This window comes from Brucella pituitosa (genome assembly GCF_965577835.1).
Taxonomy (GTDB): Bacteria; Pseudomonadota; Alphaproteobacteria; order Rhizobiales; family Rhizobiaceae; genus Brucella; species Brucella pituitosa.
The window spans coordinates 501743-528583 of the sequence record NZ_OZ264092.1; the positions used below are offsets into that span (position 1 = coordinate 501743).

Genomic DNA, 26841 nt, shown 5'->3' on the forward strand with positions numbered 1-26841 from the left:
ACAGAAAATGCTCTAGTTTTAAAGTGTTAGAGCGACCTTTGGGCGTCCAATAGGACGCCCGGCGCTCTAGAGAACGGGCGGTTTCTTTTTAGCTATGCTGCTTGCGTTCGAGCCAAATCTTAAGAACGAGCGTCAGAAGCGCAATGCCGGCCAGTGTTGAAGCAGCGGCAAACGCGCCGGCAACATTATAGTCGTTGAACAGAAGCTCGACCTGCAGCGGTAGCGTGTTGGTCTTCCCGCGAATAGCGCCCGATACAACCGACACGGCGCCAAATTCGCCCATGACACGCGCATTGCAAAGCACAGCGCCATAGAGCAGCGCCCATTTGATATTGGGCAGCGTGACATAGAAAAATGTCTGCCACGCGTTGGCGCCAAGCGTAAGCGCCGCCTCTTCCTCATCGCTGCCCTGCACTTCCATCAGCGGAATGAGTTCGCGCGCCACGAATGGCGATGTCACGAACAGGCTCACCAGAAAGATCGCCGGAACCGTGAACATGATCTTCACATCATAGGATTCGAGCAGCGGCCCAAGCAGCCCCTGCGAACCATAGAGGAAGAGATAGGTCACGCCGGCAACGATCGGTGAAACAGAGAACGGGATTTCGACGAAGGTGATCAGCAACCTGCGGCCCGGGAAGCGGAACTTCGTGACGAGCCATGCAACACAGACACCGAACGCCATATTGATCGGCACGACCACAATTGCAGTCAGAATAGTAAGCCAAATGGCATGCAGCGTATCGGGTTTGAGGATTTCGCCGAAAAAGACACCAACGCCTTTGCTGAAAGCATAGGAGAAAATAAGTGCCAGCGGCGCACCAATGCAAATGATCGACAGAATGGTCGCAAGCCAGATCAGCAGGTTGCGCACTGGTCCGGGCGCATTGCGCGCCTGCAGGCTCGCACTAACGGTCTGCATAACGAAGTTGCCTTGCCTGAATGAGATTGGTCACGAGAAGCATGAAGAACGCCATCAGCAACATGACGGAAGCCAGCGCTGCGGCGGCAGGATAGTCATATTCGTCAAGCCGGATAAAGACGAGCAGCGACGTCACTTCTGTTTCAAAGGGCAGATTGCCGGAGATGAAAACAATTGATCCGAACTCGCCCAGACTGCGTGCAAATGACAGCGACGCGCCAGCCAGAAAAGCTGGGAAAATGGTTGGCCAGATGATGTGTGAAAATATCTGCCACGGACTGGCGCCCAAACTGCGGGCGGCCTCTTCTACATCCGCACTCATGTCTTCCAGCACCGGCTGTACTGTACGGATGACAAAAGGAATGCTGGTGAAGAACATCGCGATCATGATGCCGAGCGGCGCATAAGCAACCTTGATACCCAACGGCTCCAAATAGCGCCCGAACCAGCCATTCGGCGCAAACAATGTCACCAGCGCCAAACCGGCAATTGCAGTCGGAAGAGCGAATGGCAGATCAACTGCTGCATCGATCAATCGCTTGCCCGGAAACTGATAGCGCGACAACACCCAAGCTAACAGCAAGCCAAACAGTCCGTTGAAAATCGTGGCAACGGCTGCAGCACTTAACGTTATGCGATAGGTTGCCAGTGCGCGATCCGATGTGACGATGGTCCAGAAATCGCTCCAGCCAAGGCTTGCAGTTTTAAGGATCATTGCCAGAAGCGGCAGGGCTACGATGATAGCCAGATAAAGCAAAGTGCAGCCAAGGGTTAGGCCGAACCCCGGCAGCACCGAATTGCGTTTCATGCTCAGAAGCGACACTGGATTTTTCCAAAAGAAAGGCGAGAGCTGGGTGCCCTCGCCAGGTAGTCTTGTTTACTTAGCCGTGAAGAGCTGATCAAGTACGCCGCCTTCGGCAAAGTGATCTTTCTGCACTTTCTCCCAACCGCCGAAAGCATCTTCCACGGTTACGAGGCGTACATCCGGATAAATATCCTTGTGCTTGGCAATCACATCCTTGTCGTGGACGCGGTTGAAGTTCTGCGCAAGGATCTCCTGACCTTCCGGTGCATAGAGGTAATTAAGATAAGCTTCTGCGATCTTGCGTGAACCGCGCTTATCGACGACCTTATCGACCACCGTTACAGGGAACTCGGCAAGCAGGCTCACTTCAGGCACAACGACATCATACTTGTCTTCGCCCAGAACCTTTTCAGTGCCGCGTGTTTCGGCTTCAAAGGTTACGAGAACATCACCGATGCCGCGCTCTGCAAAGGTTGTCGTCGCGCCACGACCGCCAGTATCGAACACCGGCACATTCTTGAAGATCTTGCCGATGAACTCATGAACCTTTTCCTGATCGCCTTTGAAAGCTTCATTGGCGTAGGCGGTAGCCGCCAGATAGGTATAGCGCGCATTGCCCGAGGTTTTTGGGTTCGGAAAAATGACCTTTACGTCATCACGAGCAAGATCATCCCAGTTTTTGATGCCCTTCGGGTTGCCTTCCCGCACGAGGAAAGCCGGGAACGAATAGTAAGGCGAAGAATTGTTTGGCAAACGCTTCTGCCAATCGGCCGGGATCAGGTCGCCCTTGTCATGCAAGACCTGAACGTCTGTCACCTGATTGAAGGTAACAACGTCGGCTTCCAGACCTTCGAGAATGGAACGTGCCTGCTTGGATGAACCGGCATGAGACTGATTGACGGTGAGGTCTTCGCCAGTCTTGGCCTTCCAGTCAGCCACGAACGCCTTGTTGACCTGCTCGTAAAGCTCACGCGCAATGTCATAGGATACGTTGAGGATTTCCTTTGGCTCCTGCGCGTTGACCGGAGCTGCGCCCAAACCGAGAGCAACAGCCGCGTATAGAATAATTTTCTTCATAGATCGCACCCTTCTCACTTTGCTTGCGCAAAGCGCCCGTAAATCGACTTCTGTTGGGAAACAAATCTACAGAGAGACAAGCAAGAATCAATCTAAATCATTGATTTAAATATATAAACTACTTTCATAGCCGTTCTTGGAAACCTCATCTAACGGCAAAATTGGCCTGAGAATATTTTTCCAAAGACAGGCAAAAAAGCGCAATAAAAACGAGAAAGCCGGAAGCTTTCGCTCCCGGCTTTCAAAACTTTTTTCAACGTTTAGAGCATTTCCAGCAAAAGTGCGAAGCGGTTTTGCGTCGGATAATGCGAAAAAATAAAGAGATAGAACATTACCAATGATTCAAGAAAAACAGGAAATGCTCTAGGCATCACCAAAATCCGCGATGCTGCCAGCACCACAGAAAATTTTGCTCGCCGCGATCTAATCGGCTACGACGACGCTCGGCGATTTCTTCGGCGTTCAGCTTCATGCCACGCCAAGGCTGCTCCAGATAAGCCGTCATGCGAAGCACAGCATCTTTTACACTTTGCGCCAGCAATAGAAGTTTGCGGTTCATAAAAGCCTCCAGTTCGCGCCCGTTTCGCGATCACCAGTCAATGCTACGATTTCAGGGGGCCAATTAGGGCCACGCTTTCGCCGCAACAATGAACGATGCGTTAATTTTGAAGGCTTCTGCGATAAAGTCAATATCCCACTTATTTTATGGGAGTTAACAGAGGGAAATATTTTGCGAGCAACCATATAGCTGCCCGCAAAATTATTCCATTTTACACTTCGTAGTCGTCAACAGGCCTGATGCGGACCTTTTCGACATGACGACCGTTCATCGCTTCGATCGTGAACTGATACCCATCCGCAATGAAGCTTTCACCGCCCAAAGGCAGATGACCGAGATGCCAGAGCGCATAGCCTGCAAGTGTCGTGTAGCGGTCGCTATCATCGACCAGATCGCGCTGCAGGATGCTGCTGAGACGGCGAATATCGGTGAAGCCATCAACGAGATAGCCACCTTGCCCGTCTGATTCTGCGACCGCAGCTTCTTCGTCCTCATCAGGAAATTCGCCAGCGATTGCCTCAAGCACGTCGGTGGGCGTCACCACACCTTCGAAGGAGCCGTGCTCATCTACAACGATCGCAAGCTGCACGGGTGAAACACGAAGCTGCTCCATGACCCGCAACACATTCGCGTTTTCGTGGATGACGAGCGGCTGCTTGACGAGATTATCCCAATCAATCGGCTTCTTATCGCTCATATCAAGCAACAGATCCTTGACCGAAGCGACGCCAACAAACTCATCAACCTGACGACGGGCAATGATGACGCGCGAATGGGAAAGCTTGCGGATCGCCTGATGAATCTCCGCTTCATCTTCATCCAGATCAAGCCATTCGATTTCGTTTCGCGGCGACATGATCGAGCGCACGGGACGATCTGCAAGATCGAGAACGCCACGGATCATTTCTTTCTCCTCTGGCAAGAAGACGTCACTTGCAGCAGTTTGCTGCGCGATGACATCGACCGTATCAGACAAAGGATTATCGTCGCGATAACCGCCCAGCAGGCGAAGCACCGCGCCCGCAGTTCTTTCGCGCAGATCATTGGTCGTCACCAGTTTCTCGCGATTCTTGCGCGCCATCTGGTTAGCAGCCTCGATCAACACCGAGAAGCCGATGGCTGCGTAGAGATAGCCCTTTGGAATATGGAAGCCGAAACCTTCAACGACAAGGCTGAAGCCGATCATCATCAGGAAGCCGAGACAGAGGATAACAACCGTCGGATGCTTGTTGACAAAATCCATCAGAGGACGAGAAGCCAGCATCATCACTGCGATAGCAATAATGACAGCAATCATCATGACCGGCAGATGCTGCACCATGCCCACAGCCGTGATCACGCTATCAAGCGAGAAGACAGCATCAAGGACTACGATCTGAACGATGACCTGCCAGAAGATTGCATGTGCAACACGGGTGTTCTTGGGCCCATGTGCGCCTTCAAGACGCTCGTGCAACTCCATCGTACCCTTGGCGAGCAGGAACAGACCACCAACCAGCATGATGATATCGCGGCCGGAGAACGAAAGCTCCATCACGGTAATCAACGGCTCGCGCAATGTCACAATCCACGAGATGGATGCGAGCAGCACAAGGCGCATCAGCAAGGCCAGGGTAAGGCCAATTATACGCGCACGGTTACGCTGATGGGGCGGAAGTTTATCGGCCAGAATTGCGATGAAGACGAGATTGTCGATGCCGAGAACAATTTCCAGCACCACCAATGTCACGAGACCTATCCAGGCATTGGGGTCGGCAATCCAGTCCATGGACCAATCCATGATGTGTCGGCTCCTATAAGGGCGCATCCCGAAAGTATGAACGGTTTTCGGACAAGATGCGGATTAAAACAAACAATTAGAACGCCGATCTGATTTCAGCAGGTCGGTGTTCTGAATCAGAAGAACAAGGAAACAGAAAAAACGCCGCATGCGTTTCCCTCCCGAACCGTTGAAACACGGATCGGCCAAAAGAAACTGCAAACGGCGTGAGAAAGCTCAAAGCCCTTTAAGTCCGATGCTCCCATACAGGGAGCGGGACTTCGTGAAGACGAATCGTCAGAACTGTCGTCGGGCATAAAGCGCGATGAACCTTTTAAAGAGACACGAAGCAGGCTCTCTGCCTGCTCCTGAATGCCATGTTGTCATATAAACATATGATCGCTGCATTATGCAGACGCGCAGCCCGTGCGCAAGACCATATGCTATTCAGCTGGAGAAACATGCACGCCACGCTTGCGCTCGCGACGCGGACGGCCTTTGAAGAAGCGCATGCCGATAACAGTTACCACGATAGTGACAACTGTTATGCCGATGACAAACCAGAACATGTGGTCACCGTTCACTTTGGCGAAGACGCCTGAATCGCGACCAGCAAGCCAACCGCGACCAGCAAGCCAGCCTGGCAGGAACATGACAGGCGCCCAAACCATGGCTGAGAGAATGTTGGCTGTCTGAAAACGCTTCTGATCCATAGACATCATACCAGCGACCATCGGCACGGTACAACGTATTGGACCGAAGAAACGCCCAAGGAAGACTGCAGAAAAACCATAACGTCTGAACAGCAGGCGCGCACGCGCTACACCGCTACGGTGTTTGTTCAGCGGCCACTTATGGATAATGCTGCGACCAAGCCACCAGCCAAGGAAATAAGAAACGATATCGCCGATAACTGCACCGATGATCGCACCGATGATGATTGGCCAGGGCTCCACGATTCCGGCCCCCACCAGACCACCAATCGCGAGCATGATCGGGGTAGCTGGAATGAACATTCCGATAATAGCGAGAGACTCGCCGAAGGCAATAACGCCCACGATAGGGCCCGCCCACGTCCGATGATCGGAAATGAACTGCCCGAGATCGCTAATTATGCTTTCCATTCCGTCCTCAAAATGCCGCGAACCGGATTATGAAGCAGCCCCCAAATTTGAGGCGACTTCGGGTTTTCTGAAACGAGGACAATCCGGTGCATGAACCCCTCGCCTGCCTGCGCGTTACGAACGCTTGCAGCATTTTTACTCAATGGCAAAATTCATATTTGCTTATCAAGTCTTTTATATGCCGAAGCATCTCAGACAAGCATCAAAAATTGATGACATGACTGCGACATTTGCAGCGCAGATGATTTAGCCCAAACGAACAATGCCAATCCCCCGTGTTGCGTGGCCTGGACGTATTCTGATCGAGCTTTGCTGATATGGAAATTCGCAAGGCTGGTTACAACGTCGAACAGAAAAAATGATTCAAAAATAGAATCATGAATGATTTGATTCCTTTGAAAGGATCATTCATCAGCAATTAAAACGATTATCCGCCACTTATGCTCGAAATGCGTGCAGAAGCCACTTTCAGAAAACTGCGCATTTCTGGGCTTTTCGAAATCAATCAAACTTTTTTTCGTTTTTTTTCCATTGAAGGCTGGACAGACAGAAAAGCGGCCTTTATAGAACCGCTCACCTCACCGGGGCCGCTGCCTCGGAGAAGCGAGTGGGTGATTAGCTCAGTTGGTAGAGCAGCTGACTCTTAATCAGCGGGTCGTAGGTTCGATCCCTACATCACCCACCATTTTCTCCTCTTCTTTCAAAGAGTTACCGCTGATTACACGATAGCCGGATGATCCGGCAGAATTCATCTGTTCGGCGATGAGTGTTCTTTTGAACCCCTAATAATGTCGATCATAAATAGCGACAGCCATGCATAATTAAACATGGCGAAACCGGCACGGTGGGATTATGAGTGCCCCATGACCCCCAAAAGCCTTGGTTACACATTTACACTTGTTGCCGTCGCCATATTCGCTGCGCAGGACGGTATTTCGAAGTATCTTGGATCGCATTACTCGCCCATCTTCATCACGATGGTGCGGTATTGGGCTTTTGCCGTCTTCGTGATTCTGCTTGCCATACGGTCCGGGGGAATTGCCCGTGCAGCGGCAACCAAGAAACCCGTATTGCAGATTTTTCGTGGCGTGCTGCTCGCAACGGAAATTGTTGTCTTCGTATTTGGCCTTAGCAGGGTTGGTATGGCGATGGCGCAATCAATCTTCCAGGTTGGACCTCTGCTCGTCACGATGCTCTCTGTGCCCTTCCTTGGCGAAAAGGTGGGCTGGCGGCGCTGGACCGCTATTGTCGTCGGACTGTTCGGCGTTCTGCTCATTATCGACCCAACGCATGTTTATTTTGACTGGAACCTGCTGTTCCCGCTGACTGCAACAACGATGTTTGCCATTTATGTCATCGCAACGCGTGCAGTCAGCAAATACGACAGCGCAATGACAAGCTTCTTCTATACGGGCATCGGCGGCGCGGTTGTCCTCACGGCCGTCGGCTTGTTTCATATGGAATCGATTGCCCCACACGATTGGCCGTGGATGGCAGCGCTCTGCGCCTGTGGAATTGCAAGCCACTACTGCCTCATTCGAGCCTACGACATTCTTGAAGCCGGTGAAGTACAGCCACTTACATATTTGCAGCTCGTCATCGGCGCTTTCATCGCTGTGCTTGTGTTCCATGAACAACTGACGTGGAATGTCATCACCGGCGCGGGCATCGTTGTGGCTGCGGGCCTCTTCTCTATGTTCAGGGAAAGACGCCTCGCAAAGAATCCATCATAACATTACGAATTGTTAATTGGCCTGTTCATATCAGGTTCACCTAATATGGCCGACATTACTCACACGCCAATCAACGGCGCCCTTGTATAGAGTGATGGAGTCAAAGCACTATGAAATCGAAGACATTGTATATCGCTGTAATCGCATCGGCATTGCTATCCACCCCTGCATTCGCGCAGGATAAATCGAGCGAAAATACAGACAAGTCAGCGACGGATACTTCCATTACGCAAAATGATGGAGCCAAGGGAAAACGCGGTCCGATTGATCTTGAGAAATTCTCTCGTATGGATGAATTGAAAGCCGCTGACACCAATGGCGACGGTGTACTCTCTCGCGATGAAATCGAAGCGCTTGCGCTTAAGCGTATGGTGAGCCGCGCAGCCGACCGCATGGAGCGCCGCCTCGACGTGAAGGGCGACGGCAAGATAACGCTGGAAGCGATTGAAAAGCAGCGCCAGAAGGAATTCGCGGCCCTTGACCGCAACGAAGACGGCAAACTTGATCGCCACGAATTGCGAGGCGCAAAGAAGTTCAATCACCATGGTCCGAAAGGTCAGCATCACCGCGACATGGGCAAGATGGGACATCATGAGCCTAAGCCACAGCAATAAAAATCCACGCCAAGAAAAAGCCCCGCATTGCGGGGCTTATTTTATTTCAGTTACGAGCGAATAACGCCCTTCTTGAAAATAATATTACCGTAAAGGCGCTTTTCGCCAGAGCGAATGACTGCATAGGCAGCACTCGCGCGATCGTAGAATGCAAAGCGTTCAATCGGATCGACCGCGATCTTGCGTCCTTCAGCCTTCTCGATGATGGCTTCGAACTCACCAAAAATCGCAGGCGTTTCATTCGGTGCTTCCATCACGGCTGCTGGCTTATCGACAAAGTCGTCGAGCGGCAGCAACGAGAGCACAGCTTCTGCAACATCAGTCGCGCTGATGCCCGGAAAGTCCAGAACCTGCACACCAGAAGCCTGTGCGGGATAATTGGCGTCAACAATAACCAGATCGTCGCCATGGCCCATATCTGCAAGCACTTCGAGAAGTGATCCGGTGAGCAGTGGGTTTATGTTTTTTAGCATTTGGTGAATCCGAATGATGGAGGATTTTACTTCTACCACCCTATCTGAAAGCGCTCAAAAAAAGCAAACGCCGGCTGATCAAAGCCGGCGTTTCCTGTTGATCATTTGATAAAGGGAATAATGCCCCTTATTCAGCTTTCGCTTCGATATCGACCTTGTCGAGCATTAAGAGTGGGTCCTGCGATGCAGCAACCATTTCCAATGCACCAATACCCTTTTCGGACTTGGATTTCACGGTCAGCTCAAAAATGTTCGGCTTTGCGATGAAAGTGGAGAATGCCGTAATCGCATCCTGAAGTTTCGGCTGATCAGCCGCGAGCTCCTGCAGTACCGCGCTCGCAATCAGCGTTAGCGTGCTGCGCGCTTCATCGACCGTCATGTCGTTTTCATCGGCATAGAACTGAAGACCCTTGGCAATAATGCCCTGCTCTTCGATCTTGAGCTTAACTTCACGAGCTTTCAGACCCAGAAGCGCAACCTGTGCCAGCACCTTGTCACCGGAGAAGAACTCCTTGGTGAAACCACCCATCAGACCAGACATGGAAACCTTGCCCATATCCTTGCCGCTGACCGAAAGGTCCTTGATGATGAGGCTCTGGTCCGCTTCGTTCCAATTGGCTTCCAGATTGGAAGAAATACTCACGCGATCATAACCGAGCTTACGCAGCTGCTGATACATTTCTTCGTTGCTGTTCGCTGGCACCGGCAAAGACATGTCTTCGTATGCAACGCGTATATCGGTCGGAATGCCGTTATATGGCTTGTTCAGTGCAAGCTCATAGCTCTTCATGCTGAACTTGATGCGTTCAGGCAGACCGGTTGCAGGTGGTGTCGCAGCACTATCCTGATCCTGTTCAACATCGATGTCATCATTGGCATGCTCGTCGCCCGGCAAATCGGCATCAATACCCTTGACGACCAACGTGCCAAATTCAGGCAGCATCGTTGTGAACGGGAAGTTCTCAATTTCCTCGTCGCTCAACCCGGCAAATTTCGTCACCGCTTCTGCCGAAGGCGCCCAGTTGAAACCCTTAAGCGAGAACTCTTCCAGCTTTACATAATCTGTGCCATTGCCAGCCGAAAAGCCGTTCAGCGACATGTCCAGCTTCTTGTTGTCGAAAGCCATCGCCATCTTGTCGATGCTGCCTTCGCCTTCCTTGCCTTCGCCAGGCTGAATTTTCATGCCGACGAGTTCGACATCGCCCTTGCCAATCGTGTCGAAGAGACCGATCAGGCGTGTGAAGAACTCTTTACGTTCTTCTAGCGAAAGGTCTTCGATATTCTTGACAGTTTCAAGCTTCTGCAGTGTTTCCGTAAACGGCTCTGCAGGCAGGCGCATGGTAAAGCCATTGCTGCGAACTTCATCGTAGCTGAAGCTCGTCTTCGTGCTCTTCACGACAATATTTTTTGCCGAAAAAGGACCGTAAACGGGATTGGCTTCGGTATCGTTCGGGCCAGCCTTTTCCGTATAAAGACGCGCGATGAACACGCCGTCGATATCCTTGCCCTCGGAAACACCGATCGTGCCAGCCATACGCTCTTCGTTGATCGTGCCGTTTTCATCAGGCAATGACAGGTCAAGATCGAAGGTTGCGCCGCTCGAAGAATAGCGCGCGACATGGCCATGAACGATGTCTTCCAGAGTGACGTCCTTATAAGACGTCTTCTGTTCCTTATCGTTCAGAATCTGAACAATGTTGATTTCCGGCACTGACATACGCTTGGCCGAAACGCGTCCCACGCGCTCAGCAAGGCTCAGCTCGCCATTACCGAAGGTGTCGCGCAACATCTGGATATCGAAATTCGCATCGTCAACACGAACGCTCGGCATCTCAATCTTGAACTGAGCGATTTCGGTCTTGATGCCCTTGGCATCCAACATACCATTCAGAAACAGGACTTTCGGGCGACCTTCAATCGAAGCGATTGTTACATTCGTTCCGTCTTTCAGTGGCAGAACTACATCGGTCAGATGAATACGACCGAGAAAATCGGCAGAAACCGAAGCAGCCTTACCGCCACGTCTTTCAAGCTGAGCGTTGATAGTTTTCTCAAGAGTGATCTTATATCCGACAGCACCTGCTGCGGCGATGGCGATGACTGCTACAGCTGCCCAAAGCGCTTTGCGTCCGCCTTTGCGTTTTCCGCTCGTTGCCTGCTCCACGATTTCTCATCCTTTTAGCGCAATTTCAACGGTATCTAAGGATTGATTGGTTAATCACAAGAATTTGTAAGAGCAAGCAGGATCGCGAGAGATCTGAGTTTTTTGACCATCCGGTGCAAAAATCCTGCACATTTATGAAGGATTTTGCACAGAATAATCTGGCAAGAACATCAAAGTGGCTTTTCAGGATGTGGTGACGAATCGTATGCGCCCCAGATCGACTGATCAAAATTGACGATAGCGCCGGTCATTAGGCCGGACTCTTCAGATGCCAGGAACGCAATCGCACGGGCAACTTCGGCGGGATCGATCAAGCGACCAAATGGCTGCGCCTTGACGGCCTCATCAAGCCAGTTGGCTGGCGCGCCATGGAACTCGCGCTGGATACGATCTTCGCCATCCGATGCCATCCAGCCGATATTGAGGCTGTTGACGCGGATACGGTTGCGCAACACCGAATAAGCGACATTGCGGGTCAATGTATCAAGCGCACCTTTGGAAGCGCAGTAAGCCGCAATGAAGGGCTGACCTCCCATGGAAGACATGGAGGATATATTGACAATCGCGCCTTCTACCTTGTCGCGGCGGAAGAGCTTGACTGCGTCCTGAATGAGGAAGAACGGTGCGCGCGTGTTGACGGCAAAAAGCCGATCAAACAATTCCGGCGTGGTGTCGAGTATATCACCGCGATCTGTCAGCCCTGCCGCATTAACGAGGATATCAATCCTGCCAAACGACCGATCAGCCTCGGCAATTACTTTGCGGCAATCTTCGATCTTTTCGAGATCAGCCTGAACAAAGACGGCCTTCGCACCCAGCTTTTCCAGGACACTTACCTGTGCCTTGCCCTTCTCCGCTGAACGCCCGCAGATTACGATGCCTTTTGCACCCCGTTCTGCGAAAAGCCGCGCGGTGGCCGCACCAAGTCCCTGAGTGCCGCCGGTGATGACAGCAACCTTACCGGTCAATTGTCCGCTCATTGTTAACTCCAATAACTGGCTTAAACACGTCCACCAAGTGCTGACGACAGATCAGCCAGTTCCTGACCGCCCGCCATCAAACTTTGCAACTCATCCATATCAACATCGCTTCTGGTGCGTGTTCCAAGCGTGGCCCCGCGATTGAGAACCGTGAATTTGTCACCGACGGCATGGGCATGGCGCACATTATGGGTGATGAAGATGACGCCGAGCCCACGTTCGCGAACGAGATTGATGTATTTCAGCACCATAGCTGTCTGGCGCACCCCAAGAGCGGACGTCGGTTCATCAAGGATCAGCACCTTAGCGCCAAAATAAACCGCACGCGCAATCGCCACACATTGCCGTTCACCACCCGAAAGCGTTCCAACCGCTTGCTGCGGATCGCGCACATCAATGCCGATCTTCTTCATCTCTTCGCGCGTCACATCTTCGGCAAACTGTGCATCGAACCAGCGAACTGGTCCAATCCCCTTGGTCGGTTCGCGTCCGAGAAAGAAATTCCGCATCACAGACATCAGCGGGATCATAGCAAGGTCCTGATAGACCGTCGCAATACCGTGATCCAGCGCATCGCGTGGACTGTTGAAGACAACCTGCTTGCCATCAACAAAGAACTCGCCGCTGGTCGGTTTATGTACGCCTGATAGAGTCTTGATCAGTGTCGACTTTCCGGCACCGTTATCGCCGAGCAGACAATGCACCTGCCCTGGTTCCACGCTCAGTGAAACGCCGTTCAGTGCAATAACCGGGCCGAAGTGTTTGACAAGATTACGAACTTCAATGATTGGGGTTGTCATGACAAATCCCTTTTATCAACACAGTTTCAGGAAAAGTGGGAACGGTTTTCCGTTCGAAACCGCGTGAATGCTGAAACCTATCGCTCGCCAGTGGCGCGCTTGCGGATGAAGTTGTTGAAGAGAACGGCGATCAGCAGCATCCCGCCAAGGAACACCAGATACCAGTCCTGATCAATCGTCGTGTAGGTCAGGCCAATCAACACCATGCCGAAGATAATGGAGCCGAAGAACGCACCAATGGCCGAACCATAACCGCCCGTCAGCAAGCAGCCGCCAATAACCGCTGCGATGATCGCCTCGAACTCTTTTTGAAAGCCGCGCCGTGCATCCGTCGATCCGGCATCAAGCACAGTGAGAATTGCTACCAGTGCAGCAGCCATCGCCGTACACATGAAAAGGATCGTCTTCACGCGACGGACCGGCACACCGGAATTGCGCGCCGCCAACGCATCACCGCCTGAAGCAAAAATCCAGTTGCCAAAGCGTGTTCGCACAAGAACGTAAGTGGCCAGTAATGCGATGCCGATAAACCAAAGCACTTCTACAGGCACGCCTTTGACAGTCGGCTGGCCATTGGGAAATTTCGCAATCAGGTCTTTTTCGGCAAGCCATGCGAACAGGCCCTGAAAAGCATCACCCGAAAACAATCCGGCAAGATAGCTCGTGCCAACTGCTTCCTTTACACCGCGCAGCTGCGTTGCACCGCCCGTCGCCCATTTGAGACCAACCAGCGAAAGTCCGCGCAGGATAAAGAGAAATGCCAGTGTTACGATAAAGGACGGCAGTCCGGTTTTAAGCACAATTTGCGCATTCACCGCGCCCACAAGAGCCGCAAAAACCAGTGTCAGAATGATTGCGACGACAAGTGGCACCTGCAAAACAACAAGTGCTGCCGCAAATATGAGACCGGCGAACGCAATCATCGATCCGATAGAAAGATCGAACTCGCCGCCAATCATGAGAAGAGCAGCAGCAACAGCCAGAATGCCCAGTTGCGATGCCGGTGCCATGAAATTCATAATACCGGCAGCCGTAAACATTGCCGGATTGGCTGTAGAAAGGAAGAAGATCGTGATGAGCACGAGGCCTGAAACAGCACCCAGCTCAGGACGACTGAGCATCCGTTGGAGCGCGCTGGCATTCTTCAGCCGTTCATCCCGATGCGCAGCAGCGATTGCCGGGTCATTTGCGGCGGCCTGAGCGGGCTGCTCTGATGAAGTTGGCTCACTCATGCTTTACTCCTTCAAACGTATCCGCGAAAATACGCATTAAAACAATCCACTAGAGCACCGTTTTGATTCAATTTTAGAGAAACGCGCTCCAGACTACGCGACATAAACGTCGCGAGCTTTATGGGTATGGACACCCGTTCCCGCCCATTTTCATGGGCGGGTGGGTCATTCGAAAGTTATGCTTTACTGCTTAGCGGATGCCCTTGGCAGACAGTTCAACCACCTGCTTGGCTTTATCCTTGGTAATCAGGTTCGGACCCGACGGCACATTACCGCCCGGCATCAGACCATATTTTGCATTGAGCGCAAGGAAGGCGACCGGCAGATAGCCCTGCAGAAACTGCTGCTGATCGATTGCGAAATCTGCTTTTCCATTTTCGACAGCTTCGAGGAAGCCAGCCGACATATCGAAAGTGGCAATATGAATGCCGTCGCGACCGCTTTCCGAAGCAGCCTTTACTGCTGGCTCACCAGCCAGTGTTGCATTCAGCGTCAGGATCGTATCGACCGTCGTGTCAGACGCAAGCGCTGCACGGACCTTGGATTCGTTTTCGGTTGGATCAGCAGAGGTTGGCAGAACTGTTACGTCCCCAAAGCCTTCCTTGAACCCTGCACAACGCTGATCAAGCGAGACGTTGCCTACTTCCTGATTAACGCAGATCCCCTTCTTGCCACCAGCCTTTTTAAGCGCTTCTCCGGCAACCTTGCCAGCATCGAACTCATCCTGACCGACATGCAGCAGCGCACCAAGCTTCTTGGATGCATCAGAACCTGCGTTCATCGAAATAACCGGAATACCGGCTGCAACAGCACGTTCAATCGACGGTCCCAGCGCATCCGCATCCGGGATCGAAACAACAATGCCCTGCGGATTCTGGTTGATTGCAGCATCGATCAGCTGCGCCATCTGCACCATGTCGAATGTTTCAGGTGCGCGATAATCGACCTTTGCACCCGTATCCTTGGCGGCTTCTGCAACGCCATTCTTCACAACCGACCAGAACGGATCAGATGCCTGACCGTGGCTCACAACCACAATGCTGACATCCTGTGCCTGCGCTGCGAACGACGCCGCCATCAGCGCGACCCCAGCAACTGCCGACTTCAAAAGCGATTTCATGTTCACTCCTCCCTATCCGGCACTCCCCGCCGGTTTGTTAATTTGTCTGCACCTTGTTCAGAACTAATTCCGGGGCTGCCTCCACGCATTTGATCCCGGCAATTTTGATCTGACCTTCGATCCTTAATAGAATGAAACATTCATTAGAAATTTCTCGTGGAATTATAATTCCATTTCTGTTAGCTCATGTCAATCACATAAGCAGCAGTCGAAATGCACATGCAATTTAACTCTGGGAGGAGAGAATGGCAGTTGTAGCAGGCCTGATCGGCTCGGGTTTCATGGGTAAAACTCATGCTCTCGCCCTTGCAAATGTAAACCGGATTTTCGACCTGCCGATGACGGTCGAACTACATACGCTGGCCGATGTGGATGAAAACACTGCCTTACGCGCAGCGCGTCAGCTTGGCTTTGCGCATGCGACAGGCAATTGGCACGACCTGATCGCTAATCCGGCCATCAATCTGGTCGACATCACCACGCCAAACCGCTTTCATAAGGAAATGGCGCTCGCAGCAATTAATGCTGGCAAGCACGTCTATTGTGAAAAACCGTTGGCTCCCACTGCCGCCGAATGCCTTGAAATGACACTCGCTGCCGAACGGAAGGGCGTTAAAACGGCCGTCGGATTCAACTATCTCAAGAACCCGATGATCAAGCTTGCGAAAGACATCATCGATAGCGGCGAAATCGGCGAAATCAGAAATTTCCGCGGCATCCACGCCGAAGACTTTATGGCAGATCACCGCATTCCATGGACCTGGCGGCTTGATCCGGCAGGTGGTGGCGGTGCACTTGCCGATATCGGCAGTCATATTATCGCAGCTGCGCGCTATCTTGTTGGCCCGATTTCAGAAGTTATGGGCAAAAGCGTAACCGCAATCGCTGAACGTCCCGACCACAACAAGTCATCTCAGATGAAAGCGGTGGAAGTTGATGATATTTGCCACGCTTTTGTGTCGTTCGGGAACGGCGCTACCGGAACGCTGGAAGCGAACTGGGTCGCCAGCGGTCGCAAGATGCAGCATGATTTCGAGATATCCGGCTCAAAGGGCTCGATCTTCTTTTCGCAGGAGCGCTTCAACGAACTCGACCTGTTTCTTTTCTCAGATAGGAAAGGGCATCAGGGTTTCCGCAAGATTTTCGCTGGTCCTGATCACGAACCTTATGGTGCTTTCTGCGTGGCTGGCGGGCACCAGATTGGCTTCAATGATCTGAAAACCATAGAAGTGCGTGACTTCCTGTTGAGCATCGCAGGCCAAAATACGGGCCATGCCGATTTCCGCGAAGGCTATGAGGTACAAAAAACCATCGAAGCCATCTACGCTTCCAGCCGCGAGCGGCAATGGAAGAAGGTATGAACTATCGGAGGCGCTTGCGGGTATGAACGATGAAATCATCATCGATCTTCAACAGCCGCGCGTCGATGCCGTAGACATCTTTCAGTAGCGCCGGGGTTAACACATCCTCCGGTGCGCCATCCACAACCAGCCTGCCCTTATTCAGCACAATCAGCCGTGTGCAATATTTCGCAGCTAAACCAAGATCATGGAGCGAGGCGATCACCGTCTTCTTCTCGGTTGCCAACCCGGCAAACAGTTCCATCAGTTCCAGCTGATGTGCCGGGTCCAGCCCCGCCACTGGCTCGTCGGCCAGAATGACCGGCGTATCCTGTGCCAGCACACGCGCGATCAGAGCCCGTGCTCTTTCGCCACCTGAAAGTTCGTTGGCGGGACGCGAGGCAAGCTCAGCCACGCCCATACGTTGCATTGCAGTCTCAACGACGGTTTCATCGTCACCATCAAGCCCGGCAAAAACAGGTTTTAGTGCCGAACGCCCAAGTGACACCAGCATTCTGACCGTAACTGGCCATGCAACATCACGCTCCTGTGGCAGATAAGCGATGACTTTGGCACGATCTGCTACACACATTCTTCTGAAGTCCGAGCCATCAAGCAGAATGTTGCCCGTTGAAGCCGTTAGGTTCAGAAGCGCGCGCAACAGCGTGGTCTTTCCTGCACCATTGGGGCCGATCAGTCCGATAAACTCGCCCTCATCGGCCTCAAAACCAACAGTTTCGAGCACGGCTTTGCGCCCCAGCGACACATCAAGATTGTGGACTGAAAGAGTGCTCATACCAGCCGCCTCCGATATTTGAAGACCAGCCACAGGAAGAACGGAGCGCCGATGATTGCCGTCAGCACACCGAGTTTTAATTCGCGCCCCGGCATGATGACCCGGACTAATACATCAGCCGCGAGCAGCAATGCAGCACCGCCAAAGGCGCTGGCGACAAGCAGGTGCGATGGTCGTGCGCCGACCAGCGGACGCAGAATATGTGGCACCACCAGTCCTACGAAACCGATTGCCCCCGCCACGGCAGTCGATGCCCCGACACTGGCCGCAGTACCAAGAACCGCCAGAATCTGAACGCGGGAAAGATCGACGCCCATGCTGGCCGCAGCATCTGATCCCAATGTAAGGCTGTCCAGCGCACGGCCCAGCGAAAACAGCATCACCCAGCCAATCATGATGAAGGGGGCAGCAAGCCAAACATGGGTCATGGAACGGTCGGCCAGTGAGCCGAGCATCCAGAACACGATTTCCATGGCAGCAAATGGATTGGGTGAAAGATTGAGTGCCAAAGCTGTCATCGCACCCGCAAGACTGGTTACGGCAACCCCCGCCAGAATGACGGCCAGTGTTCCCGCATAGCGCCCCGCAAGCACCTTCACCAGAAAGACAGATACAAACGCCCCGACCAGCGCCAGCAATGGCAAGGCCAACGGGAAAACCTGCGACAGCCCGGTATAAATCGCAATCACCGCACCAAGCGACGCAGAAGAGCTCACACCGAGCAGCCCCGGTTCCGCCAGCGGATTGCGCAAATAACCCTGAAGAGCAGCGCCTGACAGGCCGAGCGAAGCGCCAATCAGAAGAGCGAGCAGTGCGCGCGGCAGCCGGATTTCACGCATGACCAACACGATCGCGTCGCCCTGTCCGGTCAGCAGTGCCCGGATACTGTCACCAATGCTAATCGATGCCGGGCCAACCAGCAGCGAAAGTGCAAACAGCACAAGCACCAACAGGCCAAGTGCAAAAAGCAGAAGATAGAAGCGGCTAGTTTCAGTCACGCGCAGCCTCCGCAAGTCTCGCCACTGCCTCAACGCTGAACGGCCCACCACATACGGTCAGATTATCGTTGAGCGCCACATTTCGCGTGTGCCCTTCGAGCGCGCGCAATGCCGGATGTTCGAAATTCTCGAAAGCCAGTGCTGGCGGTCGACCGCGCGATCCGCGCACCAGAATATCCGGTTTTTCCATTATCAGCATTTCCAGCGGCAGCATGGCCGAGCCGCGAACACCGGCTTTGTCGGCAATATTATCAAGCCCGGCCAGACGGATCGCTTCATCGATCAGCGTACCGCGCCCTGACGTGTAGCTGTTCGCGTAATAAAGCGCGACGGTGCGCTTATGATCGGGCCGTTTGATTACTGAGAGTGCAGCGTCCATCGCAGCAATTTGTTGATCTGCTTCTTCGTTGCGCCCCAACAATTCACCCATGCGCTTCATATGCACCTTGATATCCTCAAAGGAACGCGCAGGCGCAAACTCCTCAACACGCACACCGAGATCACGAAGCAGTCCGACGGTAGCCCGCGCAGAGAACGTGCCTGCCAGTACCAGATCAGGCTTCATGAGAAAGACTTCCTCTGCCTGTCCATGATTGACGGGAAGCTGTCTGGCCTTCTCAGTCATGACCGACAAAAGCGGATCACGCGAAAGATACGACACCGACTGTAGTTGCGTGGCATCTGCCAGCAACATTGCCAGCTGATCTGTGCAGACATTGATCGACACCACACGCTTGGGCAATCCATCCGCGTGAGCGGAATGAAACGCAGCCAGAAACAGGCCTGCCAAAAGACTAAGCCTGATTTTCCGTGATGCGGGCTGCGTTTTCATGTTCTGCATCTCGTTAGAAATTCCGCGTCAGCCCGATATTGAAGCTGCGCCCCGGCGCATTATAGCCAGACGTCGTCTGGTAATCCTTGTCGAAAATATTCTCCACCGAAAGCTTCAACTGCGACTGAGTGTCGATGTCATAAAGTGCGATGAAATCAGCCGTCACATAAGGATCGAGCTTGGTCGTGTTCGCAGCGCTCGTGTAGCGCGAGCCGCCGTAACGCATCCTTGCCGTTAAATCGAGTTTTTCAACCGGCTTGAAGTTCACCTCTGCCATCGCTTTCACCCGTTCACGATAGGCCAGATCATTATCGGTATCCTCGTCTATCGGACGTTTCAGATCTATGGAGCCTTTGACGCCCCAACTGTCGTTAAAGCGATGTGCAAGTGTCGCCTCAAAACCCGTAACCTGCGCACGCGCAATATTATAAGGCAGATAGGAAGGTGCTGTGCTCAAGATCGCATCGCGCAGCCATGTTTGATAAAAAGCCATATCAAGGCTTGTGTTGGCGCTGGCCTGCCAGTTGAAGCCAATCTCGTAGGAGCGTGATTTTTCCGGTTGCAAGTCGGCATTGGCAAAACCGGGATAATAAAGCTCATTGAAGGTAGGAGCACGGAAGCCCGTTCCAAACGACGAACGCAGCACAAGATCAGGCAGGATTTCGTAACTCGTACCGAAATTATACGTCACGACGTCACCGAATTGCTCATTGTAGTCATAGCGCACACCGCCATCAAAACGCAGCGCATCATATTCAAGCGAATATTGGCCAAACACAGCAGCGAGATTGCGACTCGTCTCAGCATAAGCAGTCGTTGCATCCACCTCTTCGCGATAAGCCTCAACGCCGCCCGTCACGACATGCGAGACATTGCCGGTATCGAACTGCTTTTCCGTTGAAGCGAAGATGCCATAGCGCTTGGTTTCAAAGCGGTCCGAGCCACTGACGCCTTTGCGAAAATTCCTGCTATGATCAAGGCCAGAGCTGAACTCGATCGTCGACGACGAGTCTGATGTGTGATCGATCCGCGCACCAAGCTTGCCGCTGAATGCAGTTGTGTAAGCTTCGTTAGCAGAAGGGGCTTTCGCATCATATTGATTGCGCCCCCGGCTTAAAAGGCCGTCCGTATAAATCTTGCCCCAGTCAAAATCCTTCGACAGCGCGAAGTTGAACGATCCCTGCAGGAAACCATCGCGATCAGGCTCATAACCAAAAGCTTCAGGAGTTGTGAAATTATAACCCCGTGTGCCTGTCATCGCCGCACCAAACGCATAATCGATACCGTCTTTGCTGCGTCCCTGCAGCGAACCGGATGCATAACCGCCCCATGGATGCGTTACACCTGTTGTCACGCTCCCGCAGAAAGAGCGCTCGCCACAAACTCCGCCCTGCCTGGTGATGATGTTGATGACGCCACCCATGGCATCGGCACCATATTGCGAGGAATGCGCGCCTTTGGCGATTTCAATACGATCAATCGAGCTCAACGGAATATTGGAAAGCGCAGTCGCCCCGGTCGTCGCCGAAGCTGTTCGCACGCCATTCACCAGAACGACTGTCTGTTTCGATGACATTCCTCGAATATAGAGATTGGAAGATGATCCCTGCCCACCATTCGTGGTGATCGAAATGCCCGGATAATATTGCAGCAGCGACTGGAGATCCGGTGAGGCAGAACGCTCTATCTCGGCCTTATCAATCACCGTGACCGAAGACGTCGAACGCTGCAACGATGTTGCGCGGCGCAGCGACGTTACAACAATCGTGTCGAGCACGACGCCATCCTGCGCGTTTAAGTTTGTCTGTGCGATTGCATCCAACGGCACCGCCACAAGAACGGTCGATGCAAGATATGCCGATAGTCGGAGAATATGCATTTATTTCTACTTCCTGCGCGCAAGCTTTGCTTCACCGCAGGTGTCAGAAATCAGGGCGCAAGCGCCCTGTCTTTGTCCCACGGCAACATTTCACAATGTCACCGCTACGGACGGCCGCGACTGAACACCCCTCGTGTCAGCCATGGGTGACTGGATACGGCAGGTCTCCTGACTTCCGGGTCTTCATCGGTCCTCCGCCTTCCCGAACACGAATGCTCAGTGGCTATGATCGTGAGATACGATCATGGGAGGATGACTCTCCGGTTACAGTTGCGGGGGCAGTCTCGGCATCAGCAATTTAATGCTTCACCGTGTTCCCTTTTCATCCACCCTCTCGGGCAGAACCGTTTCCTGAAGTGAGCGATAGCAAGGGGAAGGAAGATTATCAACTGCAACAATGTGCCCCATCTGAATCACATTCAGAGCGAAGTGATTCAGATGGTTGAATTGCAAAGGTTTTCCTATCTCAGGAAATCGCGGAAGCGACGCAGCGCAAAGAAGAAAAGAACGCTTCCGATTACAATCATGGCCAGTAATTGCGGCCACACGACGCTGAGTCCTGCCCCCCGGAACAACACCGATTGCGCGAGCATCACGAAATGTGTGTTGGGTGCTGCCAGCATGATGTTCTGGATAATTTCAGGCATACTCTCACGCGGCGTTGTACCGCCTGAGAGAACCTGAAGCGGCAGCAAAACCAGCATTAGCAGAAGGCCAAACTGCGGCATCGAACCGGCAATCGTTGCGAGAAAAATGCCAAGGCTGGTGGTTGCAAAAAGCTGCAATGCAGCTCCCGCCAGAAACAGTGTCAGTGAACCGTTGATCGGCACCGCCAGAACGCCCTGCACCACCACGATCAGCGAAAAGGCCGTAGCGACCAGAACCACCATACCCATAGACCAGACCTTGGAAATCATGATCTCAAGCGGCGTTACCGGCATCACCAAAAGGTGCTCGATGGTGCCATGCTCGCGCTCACGGATAAGGGCTGCACCCGTCAGAATAATTGAGAGCATCGTCACCGACGAGATGACATTGGTGATCGCGCCGAACCACCCCTTGTTCAGATCCTGATTGAACCTTGCACGCAAATTGAGGCCAACCGGCGTTTGCGTGTCCCCGCGATAGCGATTGAGAAACTCGGAAACTTCGCTCGAGACAATCGACTGCACATAACCACCACCCGTAAAGGCCTGGCTCATGCGTGTTGCATCAACATTCAGCTGGATTGTTGGCGAACGCCCGGCGAGAAGATCACGCTGGAAATTCGGCGGAATATCGAGTGCGAATGTATCCAGCCCCGCATCCATGCGCTTATCCATCTCATGAGACGAGATGAGTTTGGGCGGCACAAAATATGGCGGATAAAACGCGGTCGTAATCCGACCCGAAACCGGCGACTGATCCTCATCGACAATGGCTATAGCCGCATTGTTGAGGTTTTCAGGCATAGCCTTCGCCGCCGTGTAGATTGCGAGCGTAAAGGCATAGACAATGAGCAGCAGAAGCATCGGATCGCGCGCCAGTCCGCGCAGTTCCTTGATACCAAGCTGGAGTATATTGGAAATCCGCATCTCAGCCCGCCTGTTTCTTAAGGAGAACAATGCCGAGAACGGTAAGCACCGGGATTGCAATCAGCAGCGGCAGAAACGACCCCGCCAGATCGGTAAAATCGAGCGCCTTAGAGAAAGTCCCGCGCGAGATCGTCACGAAATAGGTTGTCGGATAAATTTTCCCGATAAAGGCACCCGCTCCCTGCAAGGATGAGACAGGATCAATAATGCCAGAATATTGCACAGCAGGAATGAGCGTCAGCAATGCTGTGCCGAAAATCGCTGCAATCTGGCTATTGATAAAGGTCGATATCACTAAGCCCATACCAGTCGTGATGATGACATAGAGCAGCGCTGCTGTGGCATAGGTCAGGAAGCTTCCGGTAAATGGCACGCGGAATATGAAAACCGCGAAGCCTGTCAACATCAGGAAATTGAGGAAGGCCAGCGCGATATAGGGCAGTTGTTTGCCCAGCAGAAACTCGAATTTCGTAACTGGCGTTACGTAGAAATTGATGATCGAGCCAAGTTCCTTCTCGCGCACCACGCTCAGCACAGCGAGCATCGCCGGGATCATCAAAAGCAAAAGCGGGATGACTGCTGGAACCATAGCCACAAGGCTCTGCACGTCCGGATTATACCGATAGCGGATTTCGAGATTGAAATTGCCGACGGTGGCAGCATCTCCATAAAGCTCACGCGCCTTCTGCGTCAGCCAATTGGCATGCATCCCCTGCACATAACCACGCACGGTTTCCGCTCGCGTCGGCATGGCGCCGTCGATCCAGGCAGCCACCTCAACAGGGCGACCATGCGCGACATTGCTGCCAAAATTCGGTGGAATTTCAATCGCAAGACTTATCTCACCCTCACGCATCCGTCGGTCGAGATCGTCATAGTCGGTAATTGGTGGCTTTTCGGTAAAATAGCGCGAACCGGCAAGCTGCTGGGTATAATCCCGGCTGATCGTGGTGTCATCGCGATCAAGAACCGCAAATGTCAGGTCTTCGACGTCAAGATTAATACCATAGCCGATGACGAACATAAGAATGACAGTACCAAGAATGGCTAATGTCGCACGGATCGGATCGCGCTTGAGCTCCAGCGCTTCGCGACGTGAAAAAGCCAGCATCCGTCGTGGGTTTGGCAACCAGCTCGATGAAGGCGTTATTCTCTTCTCCGGCTTCTTTTCCGGTATCGGATCGACCTTTTCCTGATTGCTTTTCTGTGGCGTGGTCTCACCTATCGCTTCTTCGAGATAGGCAATAAACGCATCTTCAAGCGTTGCTGCATTGCGGCTTGCGGTAATGGCTTTTGGCGTGTCGCTGATCAGCACCTTACCCGCATGCATCAGGGAAATGCGATCACAAAGCTCGGCCTCATTCATGAAATGGGTCGAGACAAAGATCGTCACATTATCCTTGCGCGAAAGATCGGCAAGTATCTGCCAGAATGCATCGCGCGCAACCGGATCGACGCCCGATGTCGGCTCATCGAGAATGAGAATGTCCGGTGAATGGATCAGTGCCACAGCCAGCGACAAACGCTGACGAATGCCAAGGGGCATCGAGTCCGGCAAATCATCCATAACACCAGCTAAATCAAACCTTTGGGCCAGTTCCTTGATTCTGCGTTTGGTATCGTCCTCTGCCATGCCAAACAGCTTGGCATGAAGCTCAAGATTCTGATGAACTGTGAGCTCGGAATAGAGCGAGAAAGCCTGTGACATGTAGCCGACATGACGACGTATATCGATATCCTTTGGATCGACCTCACGTCCGAACAGCCGCGCCGTGCCTTCGCTCGCTGGCAAAAGCCCGGTCAGCACTTTCATGGTCGTGGACTTGCCGCAGCCATTCGATCCGAGAAAACCGAAAATCTCGCCGCGCGGAATACGGAAACTCACATTATCGACGGCAGTAAAATTGCCAAACCGCACCGTGACATGCTCTGCCTCGATAGCGATACCGCTATCTGCCTGCGGATTGCGTGGCGGCATGACAACATCGCTATGCCCCCGACGAAGTTCTTCCGGCAAAAGCGCAATGAAGGCCGCATCAAGATTGGGCGTTTTGGTTTTCTCAAGCAGTTCCTGTGGTGTGCCGGTCGCAAGAATCTGGCCATCATTCATTGCAACCAGCCAGTCGAAGCGCTCCGCTTCTTCCATATAAGCCGTCGCAACAATGACACTCATCCCCGGACGATCCTTGCGGATGTCGTCGATCAGCTCCCAGAACTGACGACGCGACAAGGGATCAACACCCGTTGTCGGCTCATCGAGGATTAATAAATCGGGATCGTGGATCAGCGAACAGCAAAGACTTGTCTTCTGCTTCATGCCGCCCGAAAGCTTACCCGCCGGGCGATCCGCAAAGGGCGACATCCCCGTTCGAGCCAGAAGATCGGCGATGCGGCGCTCACGTTCGTGCTTGTCATGACCAAACAGCCGTCCAAAGAACTCGATGTTCTCGAAGACAGAGAGCGTTGGATAGAGATTCTTTCCCAGCCCTTGCGGCATATAAGCAATACGCGGAAAAGCCGACTGGCGATGGCGCTTATCGGCAATATCGCCGCCCAGCACTTCGATCCTGCCCTTCTGCATAACGCGTGCGCCAGCAATCAGCGACAGAAGGCTCGACTTGCCAACACCGTCAGGACCGATCAGCCCCACCATGCAACCGGCAGGCACGTTGAGCGAAATATCGCGCAACGCTTCCGTCGATCCATAAGACAGCTTCACGCTGTCAGCGCGAACGACAAAGCTGTCGTCGCCCACGCCAGCCTTTATCGAAGCCGCACTCATTTTACGGTTTCCGCGAGGTTCTTCGGCCATTCAGCATTGGGATCGAGTTTCACATAAGCCATTCCCGGAAGTCCGGTTTTGACTTGCTGAATATATTTCTGAAGCAAATCCTGCGGGATCTTTGCTTTGACGCGGAACATGAGCTTCTGGCGCTCTTCTTCCGTTTCAACCGACTTTGGCGTGAACTGCGCCACATCGGCCACGAAGCTGATCGTGGCCGGGATCACATACTGAGGTGCCGCATCGAGCACGATGCGCGCATCTGCCCCAATAGCTACGCGACCAGCCTGCGCAGTCGGCAGGAAGAAGGTCATATAGACATCGCTGACATCGACCAGATTAAGCACGCGACCACCGGCTGACAGCACCTCGCCCGGTTGCGCAACGCGATATTGCACACGGCCCGGCTTCGGCGAACGCAAGGTGGCATCGTTGATATCCGTGTCGATGGTGGCAATGGCGGCCTTTGCCGCTTCAACGGCAGCTTCTGCATCGACAACCTGTGCCTTGGCCGCACTGATCGCAGCGGCGGTCGCCGCCAGCTGCGCCTTCGCCGCCCCTACGGCTGCTTCAGCGCCTTGCGCGGTTGCCCGGTCATCATCGAGGACCTGCTGAGAAACCGTGCGTGACTCTGACAGCTGCTGCGAACGAGCCAGACGACGATTGGCGGCATCCAGCTGTGCCTCGCGCTGCGCAACGGTCGCTTCCGCAGCAGTTTGTTCGGCTTCACGCTGTGCGACGAGGCTTTTCGCTGTATCGATGCTTATTTCGGCCCGCCGCAATTGTGCTTCTGCCTGTTTGCGCTGGCTTTCGAGCTGAGCCGTATCCATGCGTGCCAGAACGGCATTCGCTTCAACGAATTGACCTTCATCGGCCAGGATTTCGCGGATACGTCCGGGGCTCTTGGTGGAAACATCGATCTCGACGGCTTCGATGCGGCCATTTCCGCCAGCAATGCCTTCCGGTAATCCGGGCGCGCTCAGTGCTTTCCAGGCATAATAGCCTCCGGCCGCCAAAACTACGACCACACCGGTTACAATCCACTGCTTGCGATTAAACCCCATGCCGAAACATCCTCTGCGTCATCATCATCTTTCGGGCCTGCACAACATAGCTGCGCGGCAAACGATATTACTCAGTCAGGCTGAATTCTGTATTTTCACTTGGGAGTGCGTGCCTTGATTAAAATCAACTATACTCAAATGCACCGCAATTTCATGCGATAAAGAATAATAAATATAAGAAAATTCGCGGGTGCCGATTTAGTGAGATGGAGGG

General features: G+C 53.0%; 22 protein-coding genes, 1 tRNA gene and 1 riboswitch. Of the genes, 4 read left to right on the forward strand and 19 right to left on the reverse strand.

Translation table 11 applies throughout. The features are described 5' to 3' along the window. Positions 1–88 precede the first annotated feature (88 nt). The 6 genes from cysW to ACSME1_RS02465 form a co-directional block, all read right to left on the reverse strand. Positions 89–922: a sulfate ABC transporter permease subunit CysW gene (gene cysW, locus ACSME1_RS02440; RefSeq protein ID WP_024898902.1), complete on the reverse strand. Its 834-nt coding sequence runs from the start codon at positions 920–922 to the stop codon at positions 89–91. After that, complete coding sequence (cysT, locus tag ACSME1_RS02445; protein WP_105706053.1) at positions 909–1730, reverse strand: sulfate ABC transporter permease subunit CysT; 822 nt, start codon at positions 1728–1730, stop codon at positions 909–911. The genes cysW and cysT overlap by 14 nt, the downstream gene beginning before the upstream one ends. 69 nt (positions 1731–1799) lie before the next feature. After that, on the reverse strand, positions 1800–2804 hold the full coding sequence (locus ACSME1_RS02450) for a sulfate ABC transporter substrate-binding protein (protein ID WP_024898900.1): 1005 nt from the start codon (positions 2802–2804) through the stop codon (positions 1800–1802). A 370-nt stretch (positions 2805–3174) separates the two neighbouring features. Next, positions 3175–3363 carry a hypothetical protein gene (locus tag ACSME1_RS02455; RefSeq protein WP_024898899.1) on the reverse strand — a complete coding sequence of 63 codons (189 nt, stop codon included), beginning with the start codon at positions 3361–3363 and terminating at the stop codon, positions 3175–3177. Between the two features lie 211 nt (positions 3364–3574). Next, on the reverse strand, positions 3575–5143 hold the full coding sequence (locus tag ACSME1_RS02460; RefSeq protein ID WP_100558813.1) for a TerC family protein: 1569 nt from the start codon (positions 5141–5143) through the stop codon (positions 3575–3577). Between the two features lie 422 nt (positions 5144–5565). Beyond that, positions 5566–6246 (reverse strand): DedA family protein, encoded by a 681-nt coding sequence (locus tag ACSME1_RS02465; protein ID WP_024898897.1) that lies wholly within the window; start codon positions 6244–6246, stop codon positions 5566–5568. 609 nt (positions 6247–6855) lie between these two features. Here ACSME1_RS02465 and ACSME1_RS02470 point away from each other — a divergent pair. The 3 genes from ACSME1_RS02470 to ACSME1_RS02480 all read left to right on the forward strand — a co-directional run bounded on the left by ACSME1_RS02470 (position 6856) and on the right by ACSME1_RS02480 (position 8593). Continuing rightward, positions 6856–6931: transfer RNA gene (locus ACSME1_RS02470), tRNA-Lys, on the forward strand. A gap of 178 nt (positions 6932–7109) precedes the next feature. After that, positions 7110–7979, forward strand: coding sequence for a DMT family transporter (locus tag ACSME1_RS02475; protein WP_105534490.1), 870 nt, complete (start codon positions 7110–7112; stop codon positions 7977–7979). A 110-nt stretch (positions 7980–8089) separates the two neighbouring features. Continuing rightward, a complete protein-coding gene (locus tag ACSME1_RS02480) occupies positions 8090–8593 on the forward strand; it encodes an EF-hand domain-containing protein (RefSeq protein WP_105534489.1) in 504 nt (167 codons plus the stop codon). Positions 8594–8643: 50 nt separating this feature from the next. On the opposite strand, the gene ACSME1_RS02485 is transcribed toward ACSME1_RS02480, so the two are convergent. The 6 genes from ACSME1_RS02485 to ACSME1_RS02510 all read right to left on the reverse strand — a co-directional run bounded on the left by ACSME1_RS02485 (position 8644) and on the right by ACSME1_RS02510 (position 15362). Continuing rightward, the gene (locus ACSME1_RS02485) at positions 8644–9066 is read right to left on the reverse strand and encodes an RbsD/FucU family protein (protein ID WP_100558810.1); all 423 of its coding nucleotides are present in this window, start codon (positions 9064–9066) and stop codon (positions 8644–8646) included. Positions 9067–9193: 127 nt separating this feature from the next. After that, positions 9194–11230, reverse strand: a complete 2037-nt coding sequence (locus tag ACSME1_RS02490; RefSeq protein ID WP_105534488.1) for a hypothetical protein — start codon at positions 11228–11230, stop codon at positions 9194–9196. A 170-nt stretch (positions 11231–11400) separates the two neighbouring features. Beyond that, positions 11401–12210, reverse strand: coding sequence for an SDR family oxidoreductase (locus ACSME1_RS02495; protein ID WP_100558808.1), 810 nt, complete (start codon positions 12208–12210; stop codon positions 11401–11403). Between the two features lie 20 nt (positions 12211–12230). Beyond that, a complete protein-coding gene (locus ACSME1_RS02500) occupies positions 12231–13010 on the reverse strand; it encodes an ATP-binding cassette domain-containing protein (protein ID WP_100558807.1) in 780 nt (259 codons plus the stop codon). A 77-nt stretch (positions 13011–13087) separates the two neighbouring features. Beyond that, positions 13088–14242 (reverse strand): ABC transporter permease, encoded by a 1155-nt coding sequence (locus ACSME1_RS02505; protein ID WP_181151604.1) that lies wholly within the window; start codon positions 14240–14242, stop codon positions 13088–13090. A 190-nt stretch (positions 14243–14432) separates the two neighbouring features. Beyond that, positions 14433–15362, reverse strand: a complete 930-nt coding sequence (locus tag ACSME1_RS02510; protein ID WP_100558806.1) for a sugar ABC transporter substrate-binding protein — start codon at positions 15360–15362, stop codon at positions 14433–14435. A gap of 245 nt (positions 15363–15607) precedes the next feature. Between ACSME1_RS02510 and ACSME1_RS02515 the strand changes: the two genes are divergently transcribed. Then, positions 15608–16723 (forward strand): Gfo/Idh/MocA family protein, encoded by a 1116-nt coding sequence (locus tag ACSME1_RS02515; protein ID WP_105534487.1) that lies wholly within the window; start codon positions 15608–15610, stop codon positions 16721–16723. 1 nt (position 16724) lies between these two features. On the opposite strand, the gene ACSME1_RS02520 is transcribed toward ACSME1_RS02515, so the two are convergent. From ACSME1_RS02520 to ACSME1_RS02550, 7 genes are all read right to left on the reverse strand, one after another. After that, the gene (locus ACSME1_RS02520) at positions 16725–17498 is read right to left on the reverse strand and encodes an ABC transporter ATP-binding protein (protein WP_105705795.1); all 774 of its coding nucleotides are present in this window, start codon (positions 17496–17498) and stop codon (positions 16725–16727) included. Next, on the reverse strand, positions 17495–18496 hold the full coding sequence (locus tag ACSME1_RS02525) for a FecCD family ABC transporter permease (protein ID WP_105705793.1): 1002 nt from the start codon (positions 18494–18496) through the stop codon (positions 17495–17497). The genes ACSME1_RS02520 and ACSME1_RS02525 overlap by 4 nt, the downstream gene beginning before the upstream one ends. Continuing rightward, positions 18489–19328, reverse strand: a complete 840-nt coding sequence (locus ACSME1_RS02530) for an ABC transporter substrate-binding protein (RefSeq protein WP_105706052.1) — start codon at positions 19326–19328, stop codon at positions 18489–18491. Before ACSME1_RS02530 ends, ACSME1_RS02525 begins: the two co-directional genes overlap by 8 nt. 13 nt (positions 19329–19341) lie before the next feature. After that, the gene (locus ACSME1_RS02535) at positions 19342–21207 is read right to left on the reverse strand and encodes a TonB-dependent receptor domain-containing protein (RefSeq protein ID WP_105705791.1); all 1866 of its coding nucleotides are present in this window, start codon (positions 21205–21207) and stop codon (positions 19342–19344) included. 141 nt (positions 21208–21348) lie between these two features. After that, positions 21349–21571, reverse strand: a riboswitch (cobalamin riboswitch). Between the two features lie 97 nt (positions 21572–21668). Then, entirely contained in the window at positions 21669–22781 is a 1113-nt protein-coding gene (locus ACSME1_RS02540) for an ABC transporter permease (RefSeq protein ID WP_100558800.1), read from the reverse strand. Position 22782: 1 nt separating this feature from the next. Beyond that, on the reverse strand, positions 22783–25593 hold the full coding sequence (gene rbbA / locus ACSME1_RS02545) for a ribosome-associated ATPase/putative transporter RbbA (RefSeq protein WP_435654934.1): 2811 nt from the start codon (positions 25591–25593) through the stop codon (positions 22783–22785). After that, entirely contained in the window at positions 25560–26627 is a 1068-nt protein-coding gene (locus ACSME1_RS02550; RefSeq protein ID WP_024897532.1) for an HlyD family secretion protein, read from the reverse strand. The genes rbbA and ACSME1_RS02550 overlap by 34 nt, the downstream gene beginning before the upstream one ends. Positions 26628–26841 lie beyond the last annotated feature (214 nt).